Annotated in this window: 25 protein-coding genes; 6 read left to right on the forward strand and 19 right to left on the reverse strand. The window is 53.0% G+C overall.

Going from position 1 to position 20,764, the window contains the following annotated elements:
- Positions 1-3: 3 nt before the first annotated feature.
- The 3 genes from OO713_RS06765 to OO713_RS06775 all read left to right on the forward strand — a co-directional run bounded on the left by OO713_RS06765 (position 4) and on the right by OO713_RS06775 (position 3,515).
- Complete coding sequence (locus tag OO713_RS06765; protein ID WP_264785418.1) at positions 4-1,512, forward strand: hypothetical protein; 1,509 nt, start codon at positions 4-6, stop codon at positions 1,510-1,512.
- Between the two features lie 80 nt (positions 1,513-1,592).
- The gene (locus OO713_RS06770) at positions 1,593-2,453 is read left to right on the forward strand and encodes a hypothetical protein (protein WP_264785419.1); all 861 of its coding nucleotides are present in this window, start codon (positions 1,593-1,595) and stop codon (positions 2,451-2,453) included.
- Positions 2,454-2,510: 57 nt separating this feature from the next.
- Positions 2,511-3,515 (forward strand): DUF4436 domain-containing protein, encoded by a 1,005-nt coding sequence (locus tag OO713_RS06775; RefSeq protein ID WP_264785420.1) that lies wholly within the window; start codon positions 2,511-2,513, stop codon positions 3,513-3,515.
- A gap of 2 nt (positions 3,516-3,517) precedes the next feature.
- Here OO713_RS06775 and mazF read toward each other — a convergent pair whose 3' ends face one another.
- From mazF to OO713_RS06860, 17 genes are all read right to left on the reverse strand, one after another.
- On the reverse strand, positions 3,518-3,847 hold the full coding sequence (gene mazF, locus OO713_RS06780; protein WP_264785421.1) for an endoribonuclease MazF: 330 nt from the start codon (positions 3,845-3,847) through the stop codon (positions 3,518-3,520).
- Positions 3,847-4,134 carry an AbrB/MazE/SpoVT family DNA-binding domain-containing protein gene (locus tag OO713_RS06785; protein WP_264785422.1) on the reverse strand — a complete coding sequence of 96 codons (288 nt, stop codon included), beginning with the start codon at positions 4,132-4,134 and terminating at the stop codon, positions 3,847-3,849. Before OO713_RS06785 ends, mazF begins: the two co-directional genes overlap by 1 nt.
- 100 nt (positions 4,135-4,234) lie before the next feature.
- Positions 4,235-4,627: a type II toxin-antitoxin system VapC family toxin gene (locus tag OO713_RS06790; RefSeq protein ID WP_264785423.1), complete on the reverse strand. Its 393-nt coding sequence runs from the start codon at positions 4,625-4,627 to the stop codon at positions 4,235-4,237.
- Positions 4,627-4,899 carry a type II toxin-antitoxin system prevent-host-death family antitoxin gene (locus OO713_RS06795; RefSeq protein ID WP_264785425.1) on the reverse strand — a complete coding sequence of 91 codons (273 nt, stop codon included), beginning with the start codon at positions 4,897-4,899 and terminating at the stop codon, positions 4,627-4,629. Before OO713_RS06795 ends, OO713_RS06790 begins: the two co-directional genes overlap by 1 nt.
- 136 nt (positions 4,900-5,035) lie before the next feature.
- Complete coding sequence (gene mmsB / locus OO713_RS06800; protein ID WP_264785427.1) at positions 5,036-6,286, reverse strand: multiple monosaccharide ABC transporter permease; 1,251 nt, start codon at positions 6,284-6,286, stop codon at positions 5,036-5,038.
- Positions 6,279-7,820: a multiple monosaccharide ABC transporter ATP-binding protein gene (mmsA, locus tag OO713_RS06805; protein WP_264785428.1), complete on the reverse strand. Its 1,542-nt coding sequence runs from the start codon at positions 7,818-7,820 to the stop codon at positions 6,279-6,281. Before mmsA ends, mmsB begins: the two co-directional genes overlap by 8 nt.
- Before the next feature lie 89 nt (positions 7,821-7,909).
- The gene (gene chvE / locus OO713_RS06810; protein ID WP_272501298.1) at positions 7,910-9,040 is read right to left on the reverse strand and encodes a multiple monosaccharide ABC transporter substrate-binding protein; all 1,131 of its coding nucleotides are present in this window, start codon (positions 9,038-9,040) and stop codon (positions 7,910-7,912) included.
- Positions 9,041-9,239: 199 nt separating this feature from the next.
- Positions 9,240-9,893, reverse strand: a complete 654-nt coding sequence (locus OO713_RS06815; protein ID WP_264785429.1) for an L-ribulose-5-phosphate 4-epimerase — start codon at positions 9,891-9,893, stop codon at positions 9,240-9,242.
- The gene (gene araB / locus OO713_RS06820) at positions 9,880-11,544 is read right to left on the reverse strand and encodes a ribulokinase (protein WP_264785430.1); all 1,665 of its coding nucleotides are present in this window, start codon (positions 11,542-11,544) and stop codon (positions 9,880-9,882) included. Before araB ends, OO713_RS06815 begins: the two co-directional genes overlap by 14 nt.
- A 72-nt stretch (positions 11,545-11,616) precedes the next feature.
- Positions 11,617-12,633 (reverse strand): LacI family DNA-binding transcriptional regulator, encoded by a 1,017-nt coding sequence (locus tag OO713_RS06825; RefSeq protein ID WP_264785431.1) that lies wholly within the window; start codon positions 12,631-12,633, stop codon positions 11,617-11,619.
- A complete protein-coding gene (locus OO713_RS06830) occupies positions 12,620-13,045 on the reverse strand; it encodes a hypothetical protein (RefSeq protein ID WP_264785432.1) in 426 nt (141 codons plus the stop codon). The genes OO713_RS06825 and OO713_RS06830 overlap by 14 nt, the downstream gene beginning before the upstream one ends.
- Positions 13,042-13,404 (reverse strand): hypothetical protein, encoded by a 363-nt coding sequence (locus tag OO713_RS06835; protein ID WP_264785433.1) that lies wholly within the window; start codon positions 13,402-13,404, stop codon positions 13,042-13,044. The genes OO713_RS06830 and OO713_RS06835 overlap by 4 nt, the downstream gene beginning before the upstream one ends.
- A gap of 19 nt (positions 13,405-13,423) precedes the next feature.
- On the reverse strand, positions 13,424-14,917 hold the full coding sequence (araA, locus tag OO713_RS06840; protein WP_264785434.1) for an L-arabinose isomerase: 1,494 nt from the start codon (positions 14,915-14,917) through the stop codon (positions 13,424-13,426).
- Between the two features lie 91 nt (positions 14,918-15,008).
- Positions 15,009-15,959 carry an aldo/keto reductase gene (locus OO713_RS06845; RefSeq protein WP_264785435.1) on the reverse strand — a complete coding sequence of 317 codons (951 nt, stop codon included), beginning with the start codon at positions 15,957-15,959 and terminating at the stop codon, positions 15,009-15,011.
- 7 nt (positions 15,960-15,966) lie between these two features.
- A complete protein-coding gene (locus OO713_RS06850) occupies positions 15,967-16,347 on the reverse strand; it encodes a type II toxin-antitoxin system VapC family toxin (RefSeq protein WP_264785436.1) in 381 nt (126 codons plus the stop codon).
- Positions 16,344-16,580, reverse strand: a complete 237-nt coding sequence (locus OO713_RS06855; RefSeq protein WP_264785437.1) for a type II toxin-antitoxin system prevent-host-death family antitoxin — start codon at positions 16,578-16,580, stop codon at positions 16,344-16,346. Before OO713_RS06855 ends, OO713_RS06850 begins: the two co-directional genes overlap by 4 nt.
- Positions 16,581-16,678: 98 nt before the next feature.
- Complete coding sequence (locus OO713_RS06860; protein ID WP_272501299.1) at positions 16,679-17,722, reverse strand: NAD(P)-dependent alcohol dehydrogenase; 1,044 nt, start codon at positions 17,720-17,722, stop codon at positions 16,679-16,681.
- A 97-nt stretch (positions 17,723-17,819) separates the two neighbouring features.
- Between OO713_RS06860 and OO713_RS06865 the strand changes: the two genes are divergently transcribed.
- Positions 17,820-18,791, forward strand: a complete 972-nt coding sequence (locus OO713_RS06865; protein WP_264785438.1) for an alpha/beta hydrolase — start codon at positions 17,820-17,822, stop codon at positions 18,789-18,791.
- Between the two features lie 10 nt (positions 18,792-18,801).
- On the forward strand, positions 18,802-19,443 hold the full coding sequence (locus OO713_RS06870; RefSeq protein WP_264785439.1) for a Pr6Pr family membrane protein: 642 nt from the start codon (positions 18,802-18,804) through the stop codon (positions 19,441-19,443).
- Here OO713_RS06870 and OO713_RS06875 read toward each other — a convergent pair.
- Together OO713_RS06875 and OO713_RS06880 are read right to left on the reverse strand one after the other, a co-directional pair.
- The gene (locus tag OO713_RS06875; RefSeq protein ID WP_264785440.1) at positions 19,440-19,649 is read right to left on the reverse strand and encodes a DUF6186 family protein; all 210 of its coding nucleotides are present in this window, start codon (positions 19,647-19,649) and stop codon (positions 19,440-19,442) included. The two genes, OO713_RS06870 and OO713_RS06875, sit on opposite strands and share 4 nt — an antisense overlap.
- Positions 19,646-20,173: a hypothetical protein gene (locus tag OO713_RS06880; RefSeq protein ID WP_264785441.1), complete on the reverse strand. Its 528-nt coding sequence runs from the start codon at positions 20,171-20,173 to the stop codon at positions 19,646-19,648. The genes OO713_RS06875 and OO713_RS06880 overlap by 4 nt, the downstream gene beginning before the upstream one ends.
- A 130-nt stretch (positions 20,174-20,303) precedes the next feature.
- Between OO713_RS06880 and OO713_RS06885 the strand changes: the two genes are divergently transcribed.
- On the forward strand, positions 20,304-20,759 hold the full coding sequence (locus OO713_RS06885) for a glutathione peroxidase (protein ID WP_264785442.1): 456 nt from the start codon (positions 20,304-20,306) through the stop codon (positions 20,757-20,759).
- Positions 20,760-20,764: the final 5 nt, after the last annotated feature.

Here is a 20,764-nt window from a genome sequence, read left to right on the forward strand (position 1 = left end):
TTCATGAGAAACAAAGCAATCGCAGCAACCAGTGCACTTATTGCAACGATGGTTTTGGCACTACCGGTTAGCGCGACACCCCTTGGAAGTGGCGCCCCTTTCACTCAAGTACTACCCGGACAATTGTCTGTTGAACAATGTCCAGTCGGCTACCAAGGGGCAAATGGCCTAATCGTTGATGTTTCAACTCGACAGCAGTACACAGAGTGCTGGCCAGCCAACGCTTGGGAAGCGTATCGAATCGGAGGCAGTACCTGGGAGAGATTCAAGGAATCTGGCGGCACCTACGATGTTGCGGCAGATCGAAGAGCTTGGGAGGCCTATTACGCTCAAATTGAGGCAGCCAAGCAGGCTGCTTATGAAGAATCGCTTGCTTGGAATCAGGCCAATCCGGGCAGACAGAAGTGTGTTAGCTGGGGTCCTTTCACGGATCCAAATGGTGGTCAATCATCGGGTGGTGTCTGTGCGAACCCAGTCTCAGCACCGGTCGCACCGAGTGGTTCTCCTTCTATCCCTGCCGAGCCAGTATCCGCAGGATCAGTTGGAGAAACAGATATCGCCTCTTCCTCTGCTTCGGTAAGTGCATCAGCCCCAGTATCAAACTCACCTGCACCATCACTTCCCGTCGACCCAGTCCCATCTGGCGGTTCAAGCTATCGAGGAAGTGGTTTCCCTTTCACGGTGGTAGTTGAAGGTCAGGTAGGTGTTGAAGGATGTCCGTCTGGGTTTCAGGCGGCTAATGGTTTGATCGCCGATGTTGGAACTAGAAAGGTCTACACCGAGTGCTGGCCGGAACGAGCATGGACCGCTTACCGATTGGGCGGGGAAACTTGGGACCTTTATAGATCGACTGGTGGCACTTATGACCCAAGCGTCGAAATAGACAGAAGAGCCAAGGTTGCCCTCCTGAAGAGCCGAGCTAGAGAAATAGCTGAGGCGGCAGCCAAGCTAACTCCAGGAATTGAAAGATGCAGTAGCTGGTCTGGCTTTGGAGAGTCCGGGCGGGAGTGCGCTTACGCGTTCATCCAACCAGGCTCAGCAAGTCCCGTTGTCACCCCAGCTTCAAGCTCGAGTCCGACCGTTAGTCCGATAATCCAAGCCCCGGCTTCTACTTCATCTGACCTTGGTCAGGCAGCCGCGCCTACGAACAGCGACTCCTCAACAAGCAACTCGGTTTCGGTTGAATTGCAAGCCGTTCAGGTGTCGGGTAGTGCTTTCGCGGTAGCGCGGCAGGCTTTGCTGATAACTCCAGATCCGGAGGAGGCTGCCAGCATCTCGAGCCTTGCCTCCGCGATTTCTAGCCTCAGAACTATTCAACGAACAGTGGTTCAGACGCTCCCTAGGGATCCAAGTTTGAATTACAGAGTCACTTCTCTCACTCCTGAAATCTGTAAAGCGAGCAGTTTCCGAGTGCGTGTGAACACAGCCGGAGTGTGTCAGCTGGAAATCGAGATCACGGATTCGGCTGGAAACTCTTACGAGATATTGAGAAAAGTTCGTCGCACCAAATAACCGAGTTGACCGCCCGTATCTTGTCAACAGGGGGCGTCTGATCAGCGTCTAATGTCAGTAGGCCTTCCTAGACTCAGGAAATGCGAATTGATGCCCATGTGCTTGAAGCACATCTGGCATCCATCTATTCCAGACACAACGGACCCGTATCGTTCGTGGACGAGACCTATAGGTTCTCCTCTCATCCCAACGAGTGGCCGTTCTATGTGATGACGGGATCAACTGTCCGTGTGGAAGATTTGGCCAAGGTCAGGAACGACATTGGCCAAATCGCGGGCGGCAACTTCTGGCACACAACCGATGCCTTTCAAGAACGCAGGCACGGTGACATACGAGCCCTCCTCCGATACATCGCAGGGACTTCATCTCAAACATATGTATTCACTTCTGACATAAAAGACGCACGGTCTCTCGAAGACGCACGACGACAATGTTTTCTTCAGCTGCTTGCTGACTTGGCCAGCCAGGGAAGTGGGCTAATTGTTTTTGAGAAGCGGCGCGACAGGGTTCAGACAAACCTTGATGTGTCACTGATTCAGGCAGCCAAAAAAGAGGGGCTGATTTCTAGGGACATAAGGGTAGTTCCAGGAACCCCAGCTGCGGAAAGTCTCCTGTGGTTACCGGACGCGGGATCCTGGGCCCTAAGAAGGCTAATTGCGGCCGATGAATCAAGTTGGTTCAGGTTACTCAAAGATGAATACCGGGCGATCGACGCAAGCCCCGAAAAAGAGAAGAAGCCAGAACCTGCCGCAGCAAAGGGTCCTGGCTCCGAGGCTCCCGTAGGCCACAAGGGCGAAGGGGAGTCCCGTTCTTCACTTCAAAGTATTACACAGGGCCCCGACAACGTTCAATCAATTTTTAGGTCTCTCGGAAACCAGCTTTCGCCCAAACATTCACCGCATGCAGTCCAAAGTTTCATTCGCGAGAACTTCAGCAGATGACTCGAGTTCTTGTTGTGCAATGAATTGCTCTATAACCTGAGACATGTTTGGGGGAACATGTCTGAAGAACAAGAACTAGAACCTGGTGTGACACCGCAGCGCTTTAGGGCTGTGAAGTTGGTTGCACTTCTCTTTATCTTTTTGGCGCTGCTATTGCCACTTGGTGCTATCTGGCAGAACAACCAGGGTGACACTGGGGTGTCGGTTGTGGACATGGGCCTAGAGGGTGAATCAAGTACTGACTTTGAAGAAGACTCGATCGCTCTTTATGTGCAGATGACCGGGTTCAACCCAGAAACCAAACGTGCTGAGATGGCCTACTTCCCCTGGCCAACAGAAAACCTTGCTGATCAGTTTTCTTCCTCTGTCGTTGGCGACGTGCAAATCAAGTTGTTTGTCGATGGTCAGAATGCAGAGATTGCTGAGTTTGATGCCGGTGATCAAATCGGTGCTGTTGAGACTGTCGTTGATGTGTTGAGCACCAGAGAATCATCGATGGCATCTGATGGTCTATACCCATTCGATGTCTACGAGATGGATGGCTATGCCCAGGTTGTGGCAGACATCGATGGAACTGGGTATCAACCAGTTCAAACCTTCGACTACTTCTACACAACACCAGTTCCGGGCTTCAACATTTTGTATGAGCGCATGTCTGCCTTTGATACTCCACTTGGTAGTGAGGAATATGCCCTCGATTACGACAAGCTCTTGCAAGAGCGCATGGAGGGAAAGATCTCCTTCCTTGCCAAGATCGAGCGCTCCTTTGCGGTGAAGTCGATTGCTGTCTTTATCTATCTGTTTGCTGTTGTCACAGCCCTCAGCACCGCAGTGATCACATTGCGCGTGCTGTCGGGTGCCAGACCTGCGTCCATGAACGCCATGGTTTGGGCTGCTGCTTCGATTCTTGGAGTTATTCAGCTAAGAACCGTTGCGCCAGGAAATCCAAGAATCGGAATCATCGCCGACAACTTTTTCTTCTTCCCATCGCTATTGATCATGCTTGCCTGCGGTGTTGTTATGACCTATTTGTGGAGCACCAGAGAAGAAGCCGAGAGCTAGTTCTAGAGAATCAGAGCTTTCACCTTGGCCCGAACCTCAGCCATAGCTTCGGGACTGACTTTGGCTTTTAGGTTGGCTCTCCTTGCTACCCAGTCGACTGACTTCAGGTGGTCTGTGAGTATGGCGCTCTGAATCCCATCAACTTCAACCAACACCTCAAATGGGTTGCCCTTGATCTGGGTTGTCATTGGGCAGCAAACCATCAAGTCTGTCTTTTGGTTATAGCTAGCCGGAGATAGAACTAACGCTGGTCTGTGACCCATCTCCCTGCCAGCCTGAGGGGTGAAATCAAGCCAGACGATGTCTCCTGCATCCGGCACGAACTTTCCCACTAGAAGATTTCTTTCCCGACCGGTGCCCCAGTTTCGGTTTCTTGATGCCTGTTGGCAGGGGTGATTTGGGAGACCAGGTCATCGATTGAGTACTCAGGCCCCTTGATGGGCTCGATGATTATCTTGCCTTGGCTCACAGTTATGTTGACCTGCTGCTTAGGAGTCAGCTGAGCCTCATGCATGAGAGCGTTAGGAATTCGAATAGCTGGGCTGTTGCCCCATTTACCAATCGAAGTTTTCAAGTTGAACTCCACCAGGTCTGTTGTGTCTACATTGTAGATACTCATTCTCCTCCAATCAATAGCTTGGAATAGAATCGCGCGATTTGCCTGGGTCTAGGTTTGGCTCTCCACAGGCCCCAACTGACAGCGGTAGAGACGCGAGGTCCTAGCTCGGAGCAACCACTGACACGCCTTGACCAGCTGAGAATGCAGCCAATTGATGATCGTAGGTCACGAGCTCAGCGAGATTGCCCCGGACCGAAAGCGCGGACGCAAGATGTATGGCATCTAAAGACCTCAATCCTGCACCCCTCAAGTCTGCTGCTTGGCGCAAAATCTCTTGCCTTATTGGTATCAAGGTCATTCCAGCCAAAGCGCGCTCGGCAAGGTGGGTTGGCAGCCCCAATCGCATGAGGTTACCCAAGAGTTCAGTAACGGTTAGTTCAGACGTGAAGAGGCGATCGAGATTCTGAGTGAAGTAATTGACCATGGCATCAGACTCATCTTCGCGCTTGAAAACTTTTAGAAAAGCAGAGCTATCGAGGTAACAGAGCGTCACTAGAGGCGGTCCTCACGTGACTCATCTAGTAGCTCCTGGATCGACGGTCCGTCGACCTCAACAGGTTTTAGTAGCGATGGATCAAACCTCACTTTGGGCCTTATTAGGCTGCCCTGAAGCTCCAGGCGCAATAGATCATCCTCGGGATAGGGAATCATCATCGAAACCTTGTTTCCATGCTCGGTGATGGTGACGGTGTCGCCTGCTTTGTTCATTGCCACAACTGCAGAGGCATTCTGCTTCAGCTCTCTGATACCCACTATTCGCTCCATGTTCTACAAAGTAGCACAATTCATATCTACTGCCTAGAGTCTCGCAGTTACTCGGTTTCTATGTGTTTGGGGTTGTGGAAAACCTATAGAAACAACAAACCCGCAGCCAATGACTGCGGGTTTGTCTTTGGTCCTATTACTTGCGGCGCTTTGACCAGACGTCGAAGGCAACTGCAAGTAGCAGCACTAGACCCTTGATGGTCATCTGAACGTCAATACCTACCGAGTTCAGGTTCATACCGTTGGCTAGAACACCCTGGATCAAACCACCGACCATGGAGCCGGTTACGGTACCGACACCACCCTGAACTGCAGCACCACCGATGAATACCGATGAGATGGCGTCAAGCTCGAAGCCGTCACCAGCCTTTGGAACTGCCGAGTTCATGCGGGCTGCGATCAAGACACCGGAGAGAGCTGCAAGAGCACCCATGTTCACGAAAAGCCAGAAATTGACCATGCGAACGTTGATACCGGAGAGCACCGCTGCGTTTAGGTTTCCACCGATGGCGTAGATGTAGCGACCAAATGGGGTGCGGTTCATGACCATGGTGTAAATCACAACTAGGAAGATCAATAGGATCAGAGTGAACGGAATACCGTTTGCCTGAGATAGCTGGAAGCCAACATAGGCAACCATCAGAGTCAGGATGGTGTTCTTGATGTAGAACCAAACCCTTGGCTCAACTACCTGACCGTAGCGGATCTTGCCCGAGCGCTGACGAAGCGCTGCAACCCACAGAGCTAGCACACCCAAACCGGTAACAACCAGTGCGGTTAGGTTGTAGTCGCTAGGGAAACCAACCAGTTGGTTTAGCCCCTGCTCTTTGTCTAAGAAGCCGTTACCGATTGCACGGAACTCGTCTGGGAATGGACCGATGTTGGAGTTCTGCAGGGTAAGAAGTGCCATACCGCGGAACAGCAACATACCTGCCAGGGTCACGATGAAGGCTGGAATACCTACGTAAGCAACCCAGAAGCCCTGCCAGACACCAACGATGGCACCGACCAAAATGGCACCTAGGATACCTGCCCACCATGGCAGCGCTGGGAGCCACTCCCAACCATCTTGCTCAAGCGGTCGAACCACCAAAATACCGGCGACCGCACCAATGAAGGCTGCCACGGAACCAACCGATAGGTCGATGTGACCGGCGATGATGACCATCACCATACCGATGGCTAGAACCAGGATGTAACCGTTTTGGACAACCAGGTTGGACCAGTTGGTTGGGGTTAGTGAAGCAGCATTTGGAGTGGTAGCAGCGAAGAACATAACCAGACCGATTAGGGCCAAGAAGATTCCGTTTTGACGGAGGTTAACTCCGCGCATTCTCTGGCGCAGGTTATCCATCAGTGAATTGGATTTAGTTGCGGTGTTAGACATGTGCCTTGCCCTTCTCAGTGGTCATGTACTTCATAAGTAGTTCTGGGTTTGCCTCTTCGCGAGTGACTTCACCAGTGATTCGTCCCTCTGCGATTGCATAGATGCGATCGCAGATGCCGAGTAGTTCTGGAAGCTCTGAGGAGATAACGATGATGCCCTTACCCTCGGCAGCCAGACGCTGCATGATCAGGTAGATCTCGTACTTTGCTCCAACGTCAATGCCTCGGGTTGGCTCATCCAGGATCAAAACATCAGGGTTGACGTTGATCCACTTTGAGAGCACCACCTTCTGTTGGTTACCACCGGAGAGCTGACCGGTGATCGAGTTCACCGATGGCGCCTTGATGTTCATGCTGTCTTGGTACTCGGTGGCCTTTTTGTATTCCTCGTTGCCGTTGACCAAACCAAAGCTCACAAAGCTCGATAGTGATGCCAGCGAGATGTTGCGCTTGATGTCCTCAATCAGGTTTAGTCCAAATCGCTTGCGATCTTCGGTGGCGTAGGCAAGACCGTTGTCGATCGCTTCGCGAATGGTGCGGACCTTGATCTCCTGGCCATTCTTGTAGACCTTGCCGGAGATGTTGGTGCCGTAGGACTGGCCAAACAAACTTCTTGCAAACTCAGTTCTTCCTGCACCCATGATGCCGGCAAGACCAACAATCTCTCCGCGACGCACGTGCATCGAGATGTTGTCGACGATTAGTCGCTGGGAGTCGATTGGGTGATAGGCGGTCCAGTTCTCAACGCGGAGAATCTCATCGCCAATCTCTGGGACGCGGCTTGGGTAGCGGTTTTCCATTTCGCGACCAACCATGCCCTTGATGATGCGCTCCTGGTCAACCTTCTCGGTGACCATGCTTAGCGACTCAACCGTCTTGCCATCGCGGATGATGGTGGTGGTGTCGGCAATCGCCTCAATCTCATTGAGCTTGTGGGAAATGATGATGCAGGAGATGCCCTGGTCACGAAGCTGACGCAGTAGGTCAAGTAGGTGAGCCGAGTCCTCATCGTTAAGGGCTGCGGTTGGCTCATCCAAGATAAGTAGCTTCACGCGCTTGGAAAGGGCCTTGGCAATTTCAACCAGCTGCTGTTTACCAACACCAATGTCCTTGATGGCGATGTTTGGGTCTTCGTCTAGGCCGACTCTGGCCATAAGTAGCTGAGCCTGCTGGTTGGTCTTGTTCCAGTCAATTAGACCGAACTTCTTGATCTCGTTGCCCAAGAAGATGTTCTCGGCAATAGAAAGGTGTGGGGAGAGGGCCAGCTCCTGGTGAATGATTACGATGCCCTCGTGCTCGGAGTCACGAATGTTAGAGAACTTCTTTACTTCGCCTTCGTAGACGATGTCTCCGGAATAGGTGCCGAATGGATACACCCCGGAGAGAACTTTCATGAGAGTCGATTTACCAGCGCCGTTCTCACCGCAGATGGCGTGAATCTCGCCGCGCTTCACGGTCAGTGACACGTTGTCTAGAGCAACAACTCCTGGGAAGGTCTTGGTGATGCTCCGCATCTCAAGAATTGGGGAGGACATCTCAGCTCCTATTTGCTTCTTTGCAGATTTCTAGACTAATTGCTACCCCTGCCCACCGAAGTGGGCAGGGGCGGCATTTAGTGGTTTGACTAACCTAGGTCAGCCTCGTTGATGTAGCCGGAGTCGATTAGGAGCTCCTTGTAGTTGTCTACAGTCACGATGTATGGGGTTAGTAGGTAAGAAGGCACAACCTTTACGCCGTTGTCGTAAGTGGTGGTGTCGTTTACCTCTGGCTCGGTGCCGTTAAGGATCGCTAGAGCCATGCCAGCAGCAACCTTTGCAAGTTCACGAGTGTCCTTGAAGATGGTTGAGTACTGCTCGCCAGCAAGCATTGCCTTGACGGATAGAACCTCAGCGTCCTGACCAACGATGGTTGGCATCTTGGAGTAACCAGCGTCGGTTAGAGCTGCGATGATTCCGCGGCTTAGACCGTCGTATGGAGATAGAACACCGTGTACGACAGAACCGTCAGCGTAGTTACCTACGAGGATGTCCTCCATACGCTTCTGAGCTACAGCGCCGTCCCAACGAAGGGTTGCAACCTGCTCAATGGTGGTCTGGCCAGACTTGACAACTAGCACACCGGAGTCGATCAGCGGCTGTAGCACGCTCATTGCACCGTTGAAGAAGAAGAATGCGTTGTTGTCGTCCAGGGAACCAGCGAATAGCTCGATGTTCCATGGGCCTGCAGCGTTAGGTCCGTCAGCTGAGGTTGAGTCCTCAGATGCGTAAACGCCCATGCCAACTAGCATCGAAGTTGCCTGCTGAACACCAACCTTGAAGTTGTCGAAGGTTGCGTAGTAGTCAACGTTCTCGCTGTCACGAATCAGACGGTCGTAAGAGATAACTGGAACGCCAGCATCCTTAGCAGCCTGTAGAACGTCAGTTAGCTGAGTTCCGTCGATAGCAGCGATGATCAGTGCCTTTGCACCCTTGGTTAGCATTGCCTCTAGCTGTGCAACCTGGGTTGGGATGTCGTCCTCAGCGTACTGAAGGTCAACCTGGAAGCCCTGGCCCTCTAGCTCAGCCTTGATGCTCTCACCGTCAGAGATCCAACGGGTTGAGGACTGGGTTGGCATTGATACACCGATTAGACCACCCTCGACTGCAGCACCTGCGTCAGAGGAAGTCTCAGCTGGGGTTGAGGTGCTTGCGCAACCGGTCAACACCAGTGCTGCAGCCACAGTGGTAGCTGCAATTCCTAGTAGTTTCTTGAACAACCTTGTTCCTTTCGTTCCGGCCGGACCAGCCGGGTCATTTTGTTCGAATGCGTCCAACTCATCCGATTGACCCCCGACTCAGAAATGGTTCTGAGTCAAGATTTACTACCGACTAGCTGCAAGCGATTACAAAAAGTTACCGCTCACATTTAGTTCGTTGTTTAGTTTGCCATTACCGCACAATGCCCAAAACCGTTTTTCATAACTGTCCGTATACGTTTTGGTAACGACTGAATAACGAGTCAACATCGGACTGTGGAATCACGATTCCGCCCCCCAATTGCTCCGCTATCCAAGCCGATTTTGCATTGTCTTCACACATCACCGCAGCCTTCAAGGCATCCTTCGCGGAGTCTCCAATTGTGAAGACACCGTGCTGTTTCATCAGCACCGCTTTGGAGCGGTGATTGTGCAAAGTCTCAACGATTCCTTTGCCGATCGAGTCATCTCCGATCTTGGCAAAAGGACCAAGTGGGATTTCCCCACCAAATTCATCCGCGATTGCGGTTAGCACGCAAGGGATTGCCTTACCGGCAGCAGCCCAGCCGCAGGCATAGTTCGAATGAGTGTGAACCACACCGTTTACCTGGGGCATGTGGCGATAGACATAAGCGTGAGAAGCGGTGTCGCTTGAAGGCTTGTGCTTACCCGAAATCGCATTACCGTCCAAGTCGCAGAGCACCATGCTCTCTGGGGTTAGCTCGTCGTAATCAAGCCCGGAGGGCTTGATTAGAAAACCACCATCGATGCGCTGCGAGATGTTGCCGCCAGTCCAAACCACAAGTCCCGCGCTGACGAGCTTTTGGTGGAGTTTGGCAAGGGTTTCTCTAGCCTGAGACTCAGTTGGTAGCATCCGAAGCCTCTCGCTTTAGCGCCTTCAGGCGGCGCATGACATCGTTGGTGCCGCGGCCAAAGTAGTCGTGCAAGATTTCATACTCGGCATAGAGTCGGTCGTACTGCCTGGCTCGCTCGGCATTTGGTTTATAGAGCGCTTTGGAAACTCGGCCCATCTTCTCGGCAGCTTCGTTTACGGATCCATAAGCACCGGCTGCAACCGCTGCGTGAATAGCAGAACCAAGTGCTGGGCCCTGCTCGGACTCCAACACGCTCAGTGGCAGGTTGATGATGTCGCAGTAGAGCTGCATCAGGAAGGTGTTTTTGATAAGGCCACCGGCAACCACAAACTCGGTCACTGGAACACCGGATCTGTTGAAGGTCTCGATGATCTTTCTTGTGCCAAAGGCGGTCGACTCAAGAAGAGCTAAATAGCCATCTTCTGGCTTGGTGGTCAAAGTTGCTCCAAGCATTAGGCCGGAGAGCTCGTGATCAACAAGCACCGAGCGGTTTCCGCTGTGCCAGTCGAGCGCGATGAGTCCGTGCTCACCAACCTTTTGCTTGGATGCCAATTCGGTTAGGTATTCGTGGATCGAAATACCTTTTTCTTTGGCCTTTTCGTAGTAACCCCCTGGCACCTGGTTCTTGACATACCAGGCAAAGATGTCTCCAACACCAGACTGGCCAGCCTCGTAACCATAAAGGCCGGAGACGATGCCACCGTCAACCACACCACACATGCCGGGCACCTCGGTTAGGACATCGGAGTTCATCACGTGACAGGTAGAGGTGCCCATGATGGCAACCATTTGGCCAGGCAAGGTTGCCTTGGCAGCTGGTGCAGTTACGTGTGCATCGACGTTGCCAACTGCAACCGCGATGCCCTGTGGCAAACCGGTCCATGCCGAAGCCTCTTCGGTCAGGTAACCGGCGGCGGCACCGAGTTGACCAATCGGGTGCTCGAGCTTGTCTTTTGCAAAGCGAGCGAACCCTGGGTTCAAAGCGGCAAAGTATTGCTCCGATGGGTAGACGCCGTCTTGCAGGTTGCCCTTATAGCCAGCGGTGCAGGCATTGCGCACATACTCACCGGTTAGCTGCCAAACGATCCAGTCGGCAGCCTCAACAAACTTGTCCATCGCGGCATATATCTCAGGATCCTCTTCGAGGATCTGAAGGCCCTTTGCCAACTCCCACTCGGAAGAAATCTGGCCGCCGTAGCGATTTAGCCAGGCTTGGTCCAGCTCTCTGGCCTTCTCGTTGATGCGATCTGCATGAGGCTGAGCAGCGTGGTGCTTCCAAAGCTTCACGTAGGCGTGTGGGCGATCACGGTATGCATCGAGGTTTGAAAGTGGGGTGCCATCAAGTTTTACCGGCACCATGGTGCAGGCGGTGAAGTCTGTGGCAACTCCGATAACGTCCTCAGGGTTTACCCCAGATAGCTTTATCGCTTCTGGAACCGCGGTCTTGAGAACCTGAACATAGTCATTTGGATCCTGGAGAGCCCAGTCGGGAGGAAGCTTTTTGCCGGTAGCTGCGAGAGTTTGATCCATTACCGCGTGTGGATATTCGCAAACTGCGCTGGCTAATTCGCGGCCATCTGCCACAGAAACCACAACGGCGCGACCGGAAAGTGTTCCGTAGTCAATGCCGACCACATACTTCTCTGCCATGACTTCCTCGTCTCTCCGGCATTTATGTTAGCGATAACATCAGCGTCACACCTAGGGTTCGGCGCAACAGTTTTATAACGCTGCCAACCTCGCGGTCGAGCTTCTAACCACGAGCTCGGGCACCAGTCGGTCAAGCTTTTTGTAGGCCGTTCCCTTTATCTCTAACAACAAAAGCTGCATCGCTCTTTCCCCAAGCGCTCTGAAGTCTTGGCGAACCGTGGTTAGCGGTGGGTAGGCATACTGAGATTCTTCAAGGTCATCAAAGCCAATGACGCTCAGCTGCTCTGGCACCGATACTCCGCGCTGCCGCATGGCATGCAGAAAGCCAAGTGCCATGCGGTCATTGGCTAGGAATACCGCGGTGATGCCCTTTTCAACAAAGTTGATCTCGCTGCCGATGCGATATCCGGTGGATATCTCCCAGTCACCATCAATCACCCTGGGCACTAGGTTGGCATTCAACATGGTCGAGGTGTAGCCGGCTGCTCGGGTAGTGGATTCAAACCAGTCTTTGGGTCCTGAGATGTGCACGATCTCTTTGTGCCCAAGATCGAGTAGGTGCTGGGTGGCGGTGACGCCACCAGCGAAGTTATCGACCGAGACCGCAAGCTCATCCATGCGATACATGCTGTCGAGGGTCACCACCGGAATGCCTGAGACAGTCGCCCTTACATATTCGACCGCGTTGGCGTGCGGAGTCACAATCGCCAGACCCTCGATGCCCAGGCGTTGCAGGTGATCAATGCCCTCTCGAACCGATTGGTTATCAGTTGGGTCAATACCGCAGCTCACTACGAAGTAGCCCTGCTCCCTGGCAGCACGCTCCATTTCGTGAACCATCGAAGCTGGTCCCGTGAAGTCAGTGTCAGATGCCAGGATGCCAATCATCTTGGTCTTTGAAGAAGCAAGCGCTCTCGCGGCCTGGTTTGGGCGATAGTCCAATGCCTCCATGGCCTTTAGGACCCTGGTCTTGGTCTCTGGGCGAATCGAAGAGTTGTTGTTGATTACGCGCGACACAGTTTGGTGCGAAACCTTAGCAAGACGCGCAACATCGTAGATGTTCGCCTGTCTTGGGTTAGTGGCTACCAAAGCGATCTCCTAGGTTCGCGACTAGTTTCTCGCACGCTGCACTCCAAAGCGAAATCTCTTCCTCAAGCAGCGCTTTCTTGACCTGCAACTTGATTTGGCTGCCCTTGCGCTCTTTGAAGCCAAAGGCCACCTCGCCGTGACGCTCTGTCAGCAAAATAATCTCGCGCGGGATATCGATGCGGGAGAAGGTCCCGCGGTATTCGGGGTCCGCATCGAAGGTCAGCTTGGCACCCTGCCTGAAATCGAGTTTCTGCAATTTGTCAAAGACGGCCTCGTAGAAATCGGGTTCATTGAAGGCCGCAAACACCGACTTCAGATCTGCAGTCAGCTGCAGCTCGGTGGCGTAAGTGTGGATCTTTCGGTTTGGATCAGCCTTAGGTGATTGGGCAAAGCCGACGAAGTTGTCACTCATTTTGGTTTACGCTCGCGAGCCAGGTAGGTGTAAGCAACCAGCGCGAACAACAGCGCCATCACCGAGTGAGATAAGAACATGATGGGGTTGATCGATAAAAACCAGTCCCCACCCAAAATGGGGTTCAGCCAGATAAGTGAAACCGGAAACACTGCCAGGCCAAAGATGGCCTTGTGCTTCACAGCCGAGTAGCTAGCAAAGGCACCGCCCGCAATCACAGCTATCGACATGTAGAGCGGATACTGAGCCTCGAGTTCTAAGAAGGTCTCGGCGGCCAACAAAAACGCCAGCACCACGTAGGTCCAGCTCGGTGCCGGAGGCACCGGTCTTTCACCTAAAAGGGTCCAGCTCTTGTTCACGATAAGTAACCCTAGGGTCTTAGAGCCTTGCTGCCAAACGGTGGTAAGCGCTGGACCAGGCGAGTTCCTGACGGATCGACTTAGATGTCGTGCTCTGGTCAATTGCTACGTGCTCAACACCAAGCATGCGCGCAAAGTCGTCGATGGTTTCACTCGAAACCGTGGTAGTCAATGCGGTGTGGTGGCTACCGCCGGCGAGCATCCAAGCCTCCGCTGAAACGGCCAGGCTTGGAGCTGGCTCCCAAACCGCTCTAGCGACAGGAAGCTTTGGTAGGTCCTCGGTTGGTTCAACCACCTCAACCTCGTTGCTGATAATTCGGAAGCGCTCACCAAGGTCAACCCAGCAAAGCACTCGACCCCTGGCCGGGGTGGCGGTGAAGACCATGCGAACTGGGTCTTCTTTGCCGCCGATGCCAAGTGGGTGAATCTCAATCTTTGGCTTGGCGGTAGTGATGGTTGGGCAAACCTCAAGCATGTGAGCGCCCAATACCTTTGGAGTGCCGGGTCCAAAGTGGTAGGTGTAGTCCTCCATGAAGCTCACACCCTGGCCGCTTGGTGCCATCGACTTCAGAATTGCAACCAGTGCAGAGGTCTTCCAGTCACCCTCACCGGCGAAGCCGTAACCATCGGCCATTAGGCGCTGCACAGCGAGACCTGGCAGCTGCTTGAGGGTGCCGAGATCTTCAAAGTTTGAGGTGAATGCCTTGTATCCGCCCTGCTCCAAGATCGCGCGCAGCGCGATCTCCTGCTTAGCTGCGTAAACAAGGGAGTCGTGACGAGCGCCACCGGCCCTTAGCTCTGGAACAACGTCGTAGAGCTTTTCGTATTCGGCAGCAAGTGCCTCAGCTTGAGAGTCTGAGACCTTGTCAACGGCCTCAACCAAGGTGTTTACGCCGAGGTTCTCAACCGAGATGCCCAAGTCAATCTGAGCGGAAACCTTGTCGCCATCGGTAACTGCGACATAGCGCATGTTGTCACCAAAACGAGCAAGCTTTAGGTGCTGTGAGGTGTGTAGACCAATGGCTGCGTAGCTCCAAGCATCGACCGCGCTCTTAACATCAGACTGAGTTGGGTGGCCAACCACAATCTTTCTAGCAATCGACATGCGGGTGAGGATGTGGGCATATTCGCGGTCTCCGTGAGCAGCCTGGTTAAGGTTCATGAAGTCCATGTCGATGGTTGACCATGGCAGGGATTGACCGGCTTGAGTGTGCAGGTGTAGAAGCGGCTTGCGAAGCAGATCTAGACCATTGATCCACATCTTGGCCGGAGAGAAGGTGTGCATCCAGGTGATGACACCGATGCAGTTTTTATCAGCCGAGGCATCGGAGAGCGCCTGGCGAATCTCTTCGTTGGACTTCAGAGTCGGCTTCCAAACCAGTTTCACTGGAGCGGTGATGCCGGTCGCTAGCTGGTCAACAACCACTTGGGACTGCTGAGCTACCTGCTGCAAAGTTTCAGGACCGTAGAGGTTCTGAGATCCGGTTAGAAACCAAATTTCCTGCTGAGACATTGACACTCCTCTGTGCGTATTGAAATGTTAGCGGTCACACCAAACGTCGAAAAAGGGTCAGTAGCCAACTGAATCCAAATTGTTGCAAACGTTAGGCGCGGTGCGCAGGCTTTGGCAAAAGCTCCTGTGAATACTCCGCCTGAGGAGGCAGGTTCTCATTTAGGTAGGCAAAGTCTTCGTCGCTGAGGTTAATCTCTAGGGCTGAAACACAGTCCTTGATGGTCTCTGGTCTGGTTGGACCTGGGATCGGCAAGATCGTCTCGGAGTGCTTCATGAGCCAGGCCAAGGTGAGGGCAAACGGTGAAGCGCCATACTTCGCGCCGATTTCCTCAAAAGCTGAAGAACCAGAAATTACGCTCTTTTCGCGAGCGCCGCCAAGCGGTGACCAGGGTAGGAAGGTGATGTTGTTTTTCTCACAGACCTCCAAGACATCAAGGTCGAAGCGATATTTGGGGCTGAACTCGTTCTGGACCGAGACGATTACCCCAGGTCCTGCCATCTCAACCGCCTGCTGAAGTTGCTTGGCGTCATAGTTTGAGACTCCGAGCTGATCGATGATGCCGCGCTCCTTCAAAACCAAAATGTTCTCAACCTGAGTCTCGAAGTGCAGGCTTGGGTCTTGGCGGTGGTGCTGCCAGAGTGCAATCTTGTCTACTCCCAATCGTCCAGCTGATGCCTCGGCAGCTCTGAGTAGGTAGTCGAGGTTTGCGCTTCTGCCCCAAACCTCGCCGGGTCTTCTAGTGATGCCGGCCTTGGTAGCGATGACAACCTTGTCCTTTTGCTCCTTGGTGGCAGACCAGGTTCTCAGTGCCTCGGCAACGAAGATCTCGTTGTGACCAAAGGCATCCCAGGTTGGGGCATAGATGTCTGCTGTGTCCAAGAAAGTGATGCCGGCATCGAGAGCGGCGTGAAATGCTGGGAGCGCTTCCTCAACTCTTCGAACTGGGTCTAGGGCTGAGCCGTTTGTGAATATCCAGGAGACATTCATGCAACCGAGGCCGATCTTTGACACCTGATTGTGTCCGAGTTGGTGCTGCTTCATTGCGATCTCACTCTCCAACGTTTGCAACCCAATTAAAGGACAACCCCAGCAGCTTTGGGTCCGAAGTCATAAAAACAAGCCGATTCGCCCTAGCTTGCGAAAGAAGGGCTCTATCTATCGGGTCATGTCGATCCAGAGCTGGGAAATCGTTAACGCTGGAAAGATCCGAGACTTGAAGCGGTAGCTCCAGTAAATCAGAAGCGACTATCGCCTCGGAGAAATCTAGATTTGGCAATTTCGCTAACTGTCGCTTGACCGTCAGCTCTAAAACCGAAAGCGCAGACACGTAGACCTTTGGTGAGTTAGCGATTAGGCTCCGTGCTCGTTTACCAAATTCATCTTGCCCCGTCACAAACCAGTAGAAGGCGTTTGAATCAAGGAGGATCAAGCTTTATCTCCATCGAACAGAGAACTAAATTCCTCATCCAGTCCTTCAGGATTCCATTGAGGCCAAATGTCCTTGTAGACGCCAAATTTCGCCCCGCCTTTGGTTTCTGGAGGGAGGATTCTTGCAACCTCGACACCTCTGTTTGTCACGACCACCTCATCGCCCTGGCTGACCTTCGAAACCAACTTTGAAAAGTTGGTCTTTGCCTCGTAAATACTCACTCTGTGCCTCATAGCTCAATGCTAAGCAACTTGACCAACTTGACCAAGTTAATTTCGAGAAACTCAGAGGGTATTCAAGTTGGCAGTAGCGCGCTGCCAACTATCCACAGCTAGATGGTGCTGGCGTCAATCACGAAGCGGTAGCGGACATCTGATGCCACCACACGCTGGTAGGCGGCATCGATTGCCTCGGCGTTGGTGGCATCGACCACCTCGACCTCGGAGACGATGTTGTGCTCGCCACAGAAGTCCAGCATTTCCTGGGTTCCGGAGATGCTGCCGGTGTTGGCACCGGCAATGCTCTTTAGGCCACCAATGATCGAGAACGGGTCATAGCTTTGCTTGTTGCCAGGAAGTCCCACGTTCACCAGAGCACCGCCAACCTTGAGCATGCCCAGCAGGGCATCAACATCAAGATCTGCAGAAGTAGTGTTCACGATTACGTCGAAGAAGTTCTTGTGGGTCTCGAAGGAGTCTGTGGTGATCAGGTAGTCCTTGGCACCAAACTTCAAGGCATCTGCCTTCTTCGAGGCCGAGTGACCCAGCACATAAACCTCGGCACCCATTGCAACAGCAAACTTCACACCCATGTGACCTAGGCCACCAAGACCCAAGATTGCAACCTTCTTGCCAGGGCCAACCTGCCAGTGCTTCAGCGGTGAATAGAGAGTGATGCCGGCACATAGCAGTGGTGCTGCGGCTGCTGGGTCCAGCGAGGCTGGAACCGAGAGCACATAGTTTTGATCGACAACGATGTCCTGGGCGTAGCCGCCGTAGGTTTCCGAGCCGTCGTAGTGGCGACCGTTGTAGGTCTGAACATTGCCCTTGAGGCAGTAGTTCTCCATGCCCTTTAGGCAGTATTCACACTCGCGGCAGGAGTCAACGTAGGTGCCAACACCTACACGGTCGCCCACCTTGAACTTGGTTACCGCATGGCCAACCGCTGTTACCTCACCAACGATCTCGTGGCCGGGGACCATCGGGAAAATACCCTCAAACCACTCGTCTCTCGCCTGGTGAATATCAGAGTGGCAAATACCAGAGAAAAGAATCTTGATCGCAACTGCATCTTGGTGCAGTTCGCGAAGTGGCATTTCTGCCTTTTCGAAATTTGCGCCAGGTGCCTTGGTTACCAGTGAACGAGTGGTTTGCAATTGAACTCCTTTGTATATCTCAATACAACCAGATAACCGAGGTGCCGATTTCCCCGTTGCGGAACTCAAACCCGCTTCAATGTGGTTTGGTTTTGGCATGAAGCTAAGAACAAAGCTGGTCTTGGGCGCACTGGCGGCCACTTTGGTGCTTGGACCATTTTTGGTGCCAGTTGAAAGCTCTGGCACGCTCAGCAATAAAGAGGCGGCAGCTGAGTTTTGGCAGGGTCGGTCAAAGTTTGTAGAGATCTTGGATCACGAGGTTCACTTTGTCGAGGCGGGAGACCCAAACTCGGACCGGCTAATTCTGTTGGCTCATGGTTTTGGAGCGAGTGCATTCTCATACAAAGAAGTGCTTGCTCCTCTGGCCGCTCACGGCCACGTCATTGCATATGACCGGGCAGCATTTGGCTTTACCGAACGCCCGACAAAGTGGACGGGGTTGAACCCATACTCCGCACAAGGTCAGCTCGAAGTGATTGACGAGCTTATTGACCTCTATGGCAGCGGCAAAGAGGTATTTCTGGTCGGCCACTCAGCCGGCGGTGCGCTGGCAGCAGGCTATGCGCTGGAGCACGAGGAAAAGCTTGCGGGCTTAGTGCTCTTTGCACCTGCGGTGTATGGATCTGCGGGTGCCCCACAGTGGCTGAATTGGATTTTAGACATCCCACAGCTTGACCACCTTGGTCCACTTGCAGTCGCATCGATTGCGACCTCGGGGCTTGAAATATTGGATCGCAGCTATAACGACCCGAGCCAAATCACCGAGACCACAATCGCGGGTTACACCGCTCCGCTTCAAATCATCGGCTGGGAGCGAGCGTTCTGGGAGTTCAACAAGGCTCCCCGTTCGCTCGACATCGCAGATCGCCTGAGGGAGATCACCATCAAGACCCTGGTTATCACCGGTGACAACGATCAGGTGGTCCCCACCGATAACTCGATTCGGTTGGCTGGTGAATTGCCAAATGCCGAGCTAGTCGTGATTGAAGAGGCAGGGCACTTGCCGAATGAGGAGAAACCCCAAGAATTTGCCACCGCAATCATTCGCTACATAGAGACCCAGGAGTAGGTTTTAGAGCATGTATAAAGCGGTGATTGGTTCACTTCGGCTTGCCCTGGGCCTTGGGCTTTTGGGAAGCGTGGTCTGGCAGGTCACCGACCGCCTGGCCAACAATGTGTTTAGACCCGGCGAGTACTTCGCCTACTTCTCAATTGTGAGCTCCATCGTTGCTGGAGGGCTTGCGCTGTACTCGGCGTATGTCTTATTCGCCGACAAAGAAGAGACCAAGTTTCACAACATTGCGAGGCTTAGCCTGACTGCTGCGATGGTAATCGTTGGCGTGGTTTACCACGCCCTGCTGGCGGATGCTGCGGGCGATGTTCGCGATGGCGGCTATGTCTGGCCGGTGCTACCAAACCAAATCATCCACACCTATGCGCCGATTTTGATTGTGGTGGATTACCTAGTTTCCTTACGCTCTCCAAAGCTCAGACTCCGAGCTAGCTTGTGGGTCGCCGTTTTCCCACTGGCCTGGCTTGGCTTTTCGGTGGTGCGTGGTTTGATCACCAACTGGTGGCCGTACTGGTTTATCAATCCAAATGAGGAGGGCGGCGTTCCAGGCATGCTCACCTACGTTGCTGCCATCACAGTGTTCTTCTTTGCGGTTGGGTATCTGCTGCAAAGCATTAGGTTGACCTTCAGCAAGGTAATAGCGAGCTAGCGAACGGTAGTTCCGACTAGGAAGTGCCAACCCAGCCACCACCAAACCATGAATAGGGCTATTCGTGTTATTCGGTGACGCATTACAAATCTCAATAGCTCACCCAGTGGCGCTATCAACTCCGGTCGCAATCTGCCCGCTGCAGCCATCGCTATCCCCAAAACCACAAAGCCCAAATATCCACTGACGATCAGAAAATTACTCATCGAGATCGCCTAACTCCGAACAAATAAACTCCGGCAGCAAGCCAACCAGCTACAAACACAGCCCGCCCAATCGGGGTCTCAAGAATCGGATCCAAGAGCACCGAGATGGTTGGAAACTGCACTAGGTCATTTGTCAGCTTGCTTCCGATGTAAGCAACTAGTTCGATCAGTGCAAACACCACGGCCCAGCTACCCCAGAGCCAGCGCGACCTTCTGACTTGAATAGTCGGTCGTGGCTGAACCAAATCATCAACATACAAAAGCAGCACCGCACCAATGGGGATGATCGCCAACAGTAAAACAAGGTTTGGAATTGAATGCCGCGGTGCTAGATACAAAATCGCGGCAGCCATTAGGACAAAGCTGGCAATTGCAAAAATGCCTAGCTTCGGCTGCGTCTTGAAACCGAACCTGGTAAATCCAAATACCTGGCTGAGCATGAAAATTGATGCGCCGCCAAAAATCAAAATATCTTCGATGGAGCCGCGAAAGGTGTGAAATATCGCAGTCCCGACGAATACCAAAACCCAGGGGTTGAAGCTGATGCGCTCTTTGATCCAAGACCCCCGGTTCGTGTTGGCCCAAGATTAGTGAAATTAGTTTCGCTTCGCACTGGTTATTAGCCACATGGTTTCTTTTACACACGAATTGACAATGCTTGATGGTTCCAAGCGCAGCTTGAGCGAATTCCAGGGCAATGTGGTCCTGGTTGTCAACGTTGCATCCCGCTGCGGCCTGTCTCCGCAGTATGCGCAGCTTGAAGAGTTGCAGCGCAAGTACGCCGATCGCGGCTTCACAGTTCTCGGAGTTCCCTCCGGTTCTTTCAAGCAAGAGCTCAAAGACGACGAGTCAATTGGTGAGTACTGCTCAACAACCTGGGGAGTTAGCTTCCCAATGACCACCAAGAGTGACGTCAATGGTCGCAATCGCCACCCGCTCTATAAAGAGCTGGTGAAAACCAAGGATGCAATGGGTCTTGCAGGTCCAGTGATGTGGAACTTTGAGAAGTTTTTGATATTGCCATCTGGTGAGGTGAAGCGCTTCCGTCCTCAGGTAAAGCCTGACGATGAGTCGATCGTTTCTGTCATCGAGGCAAACCTCCCGAAGTAACCTTG

The organism is Aquiluna sp. KACHI24 (assembly GCF_025997915.1).
Lineage (GTDB): Bacteria > Actinomycetota > Actinomycetes > Actinomycetales > Microbacteriaceae > Aquiluna.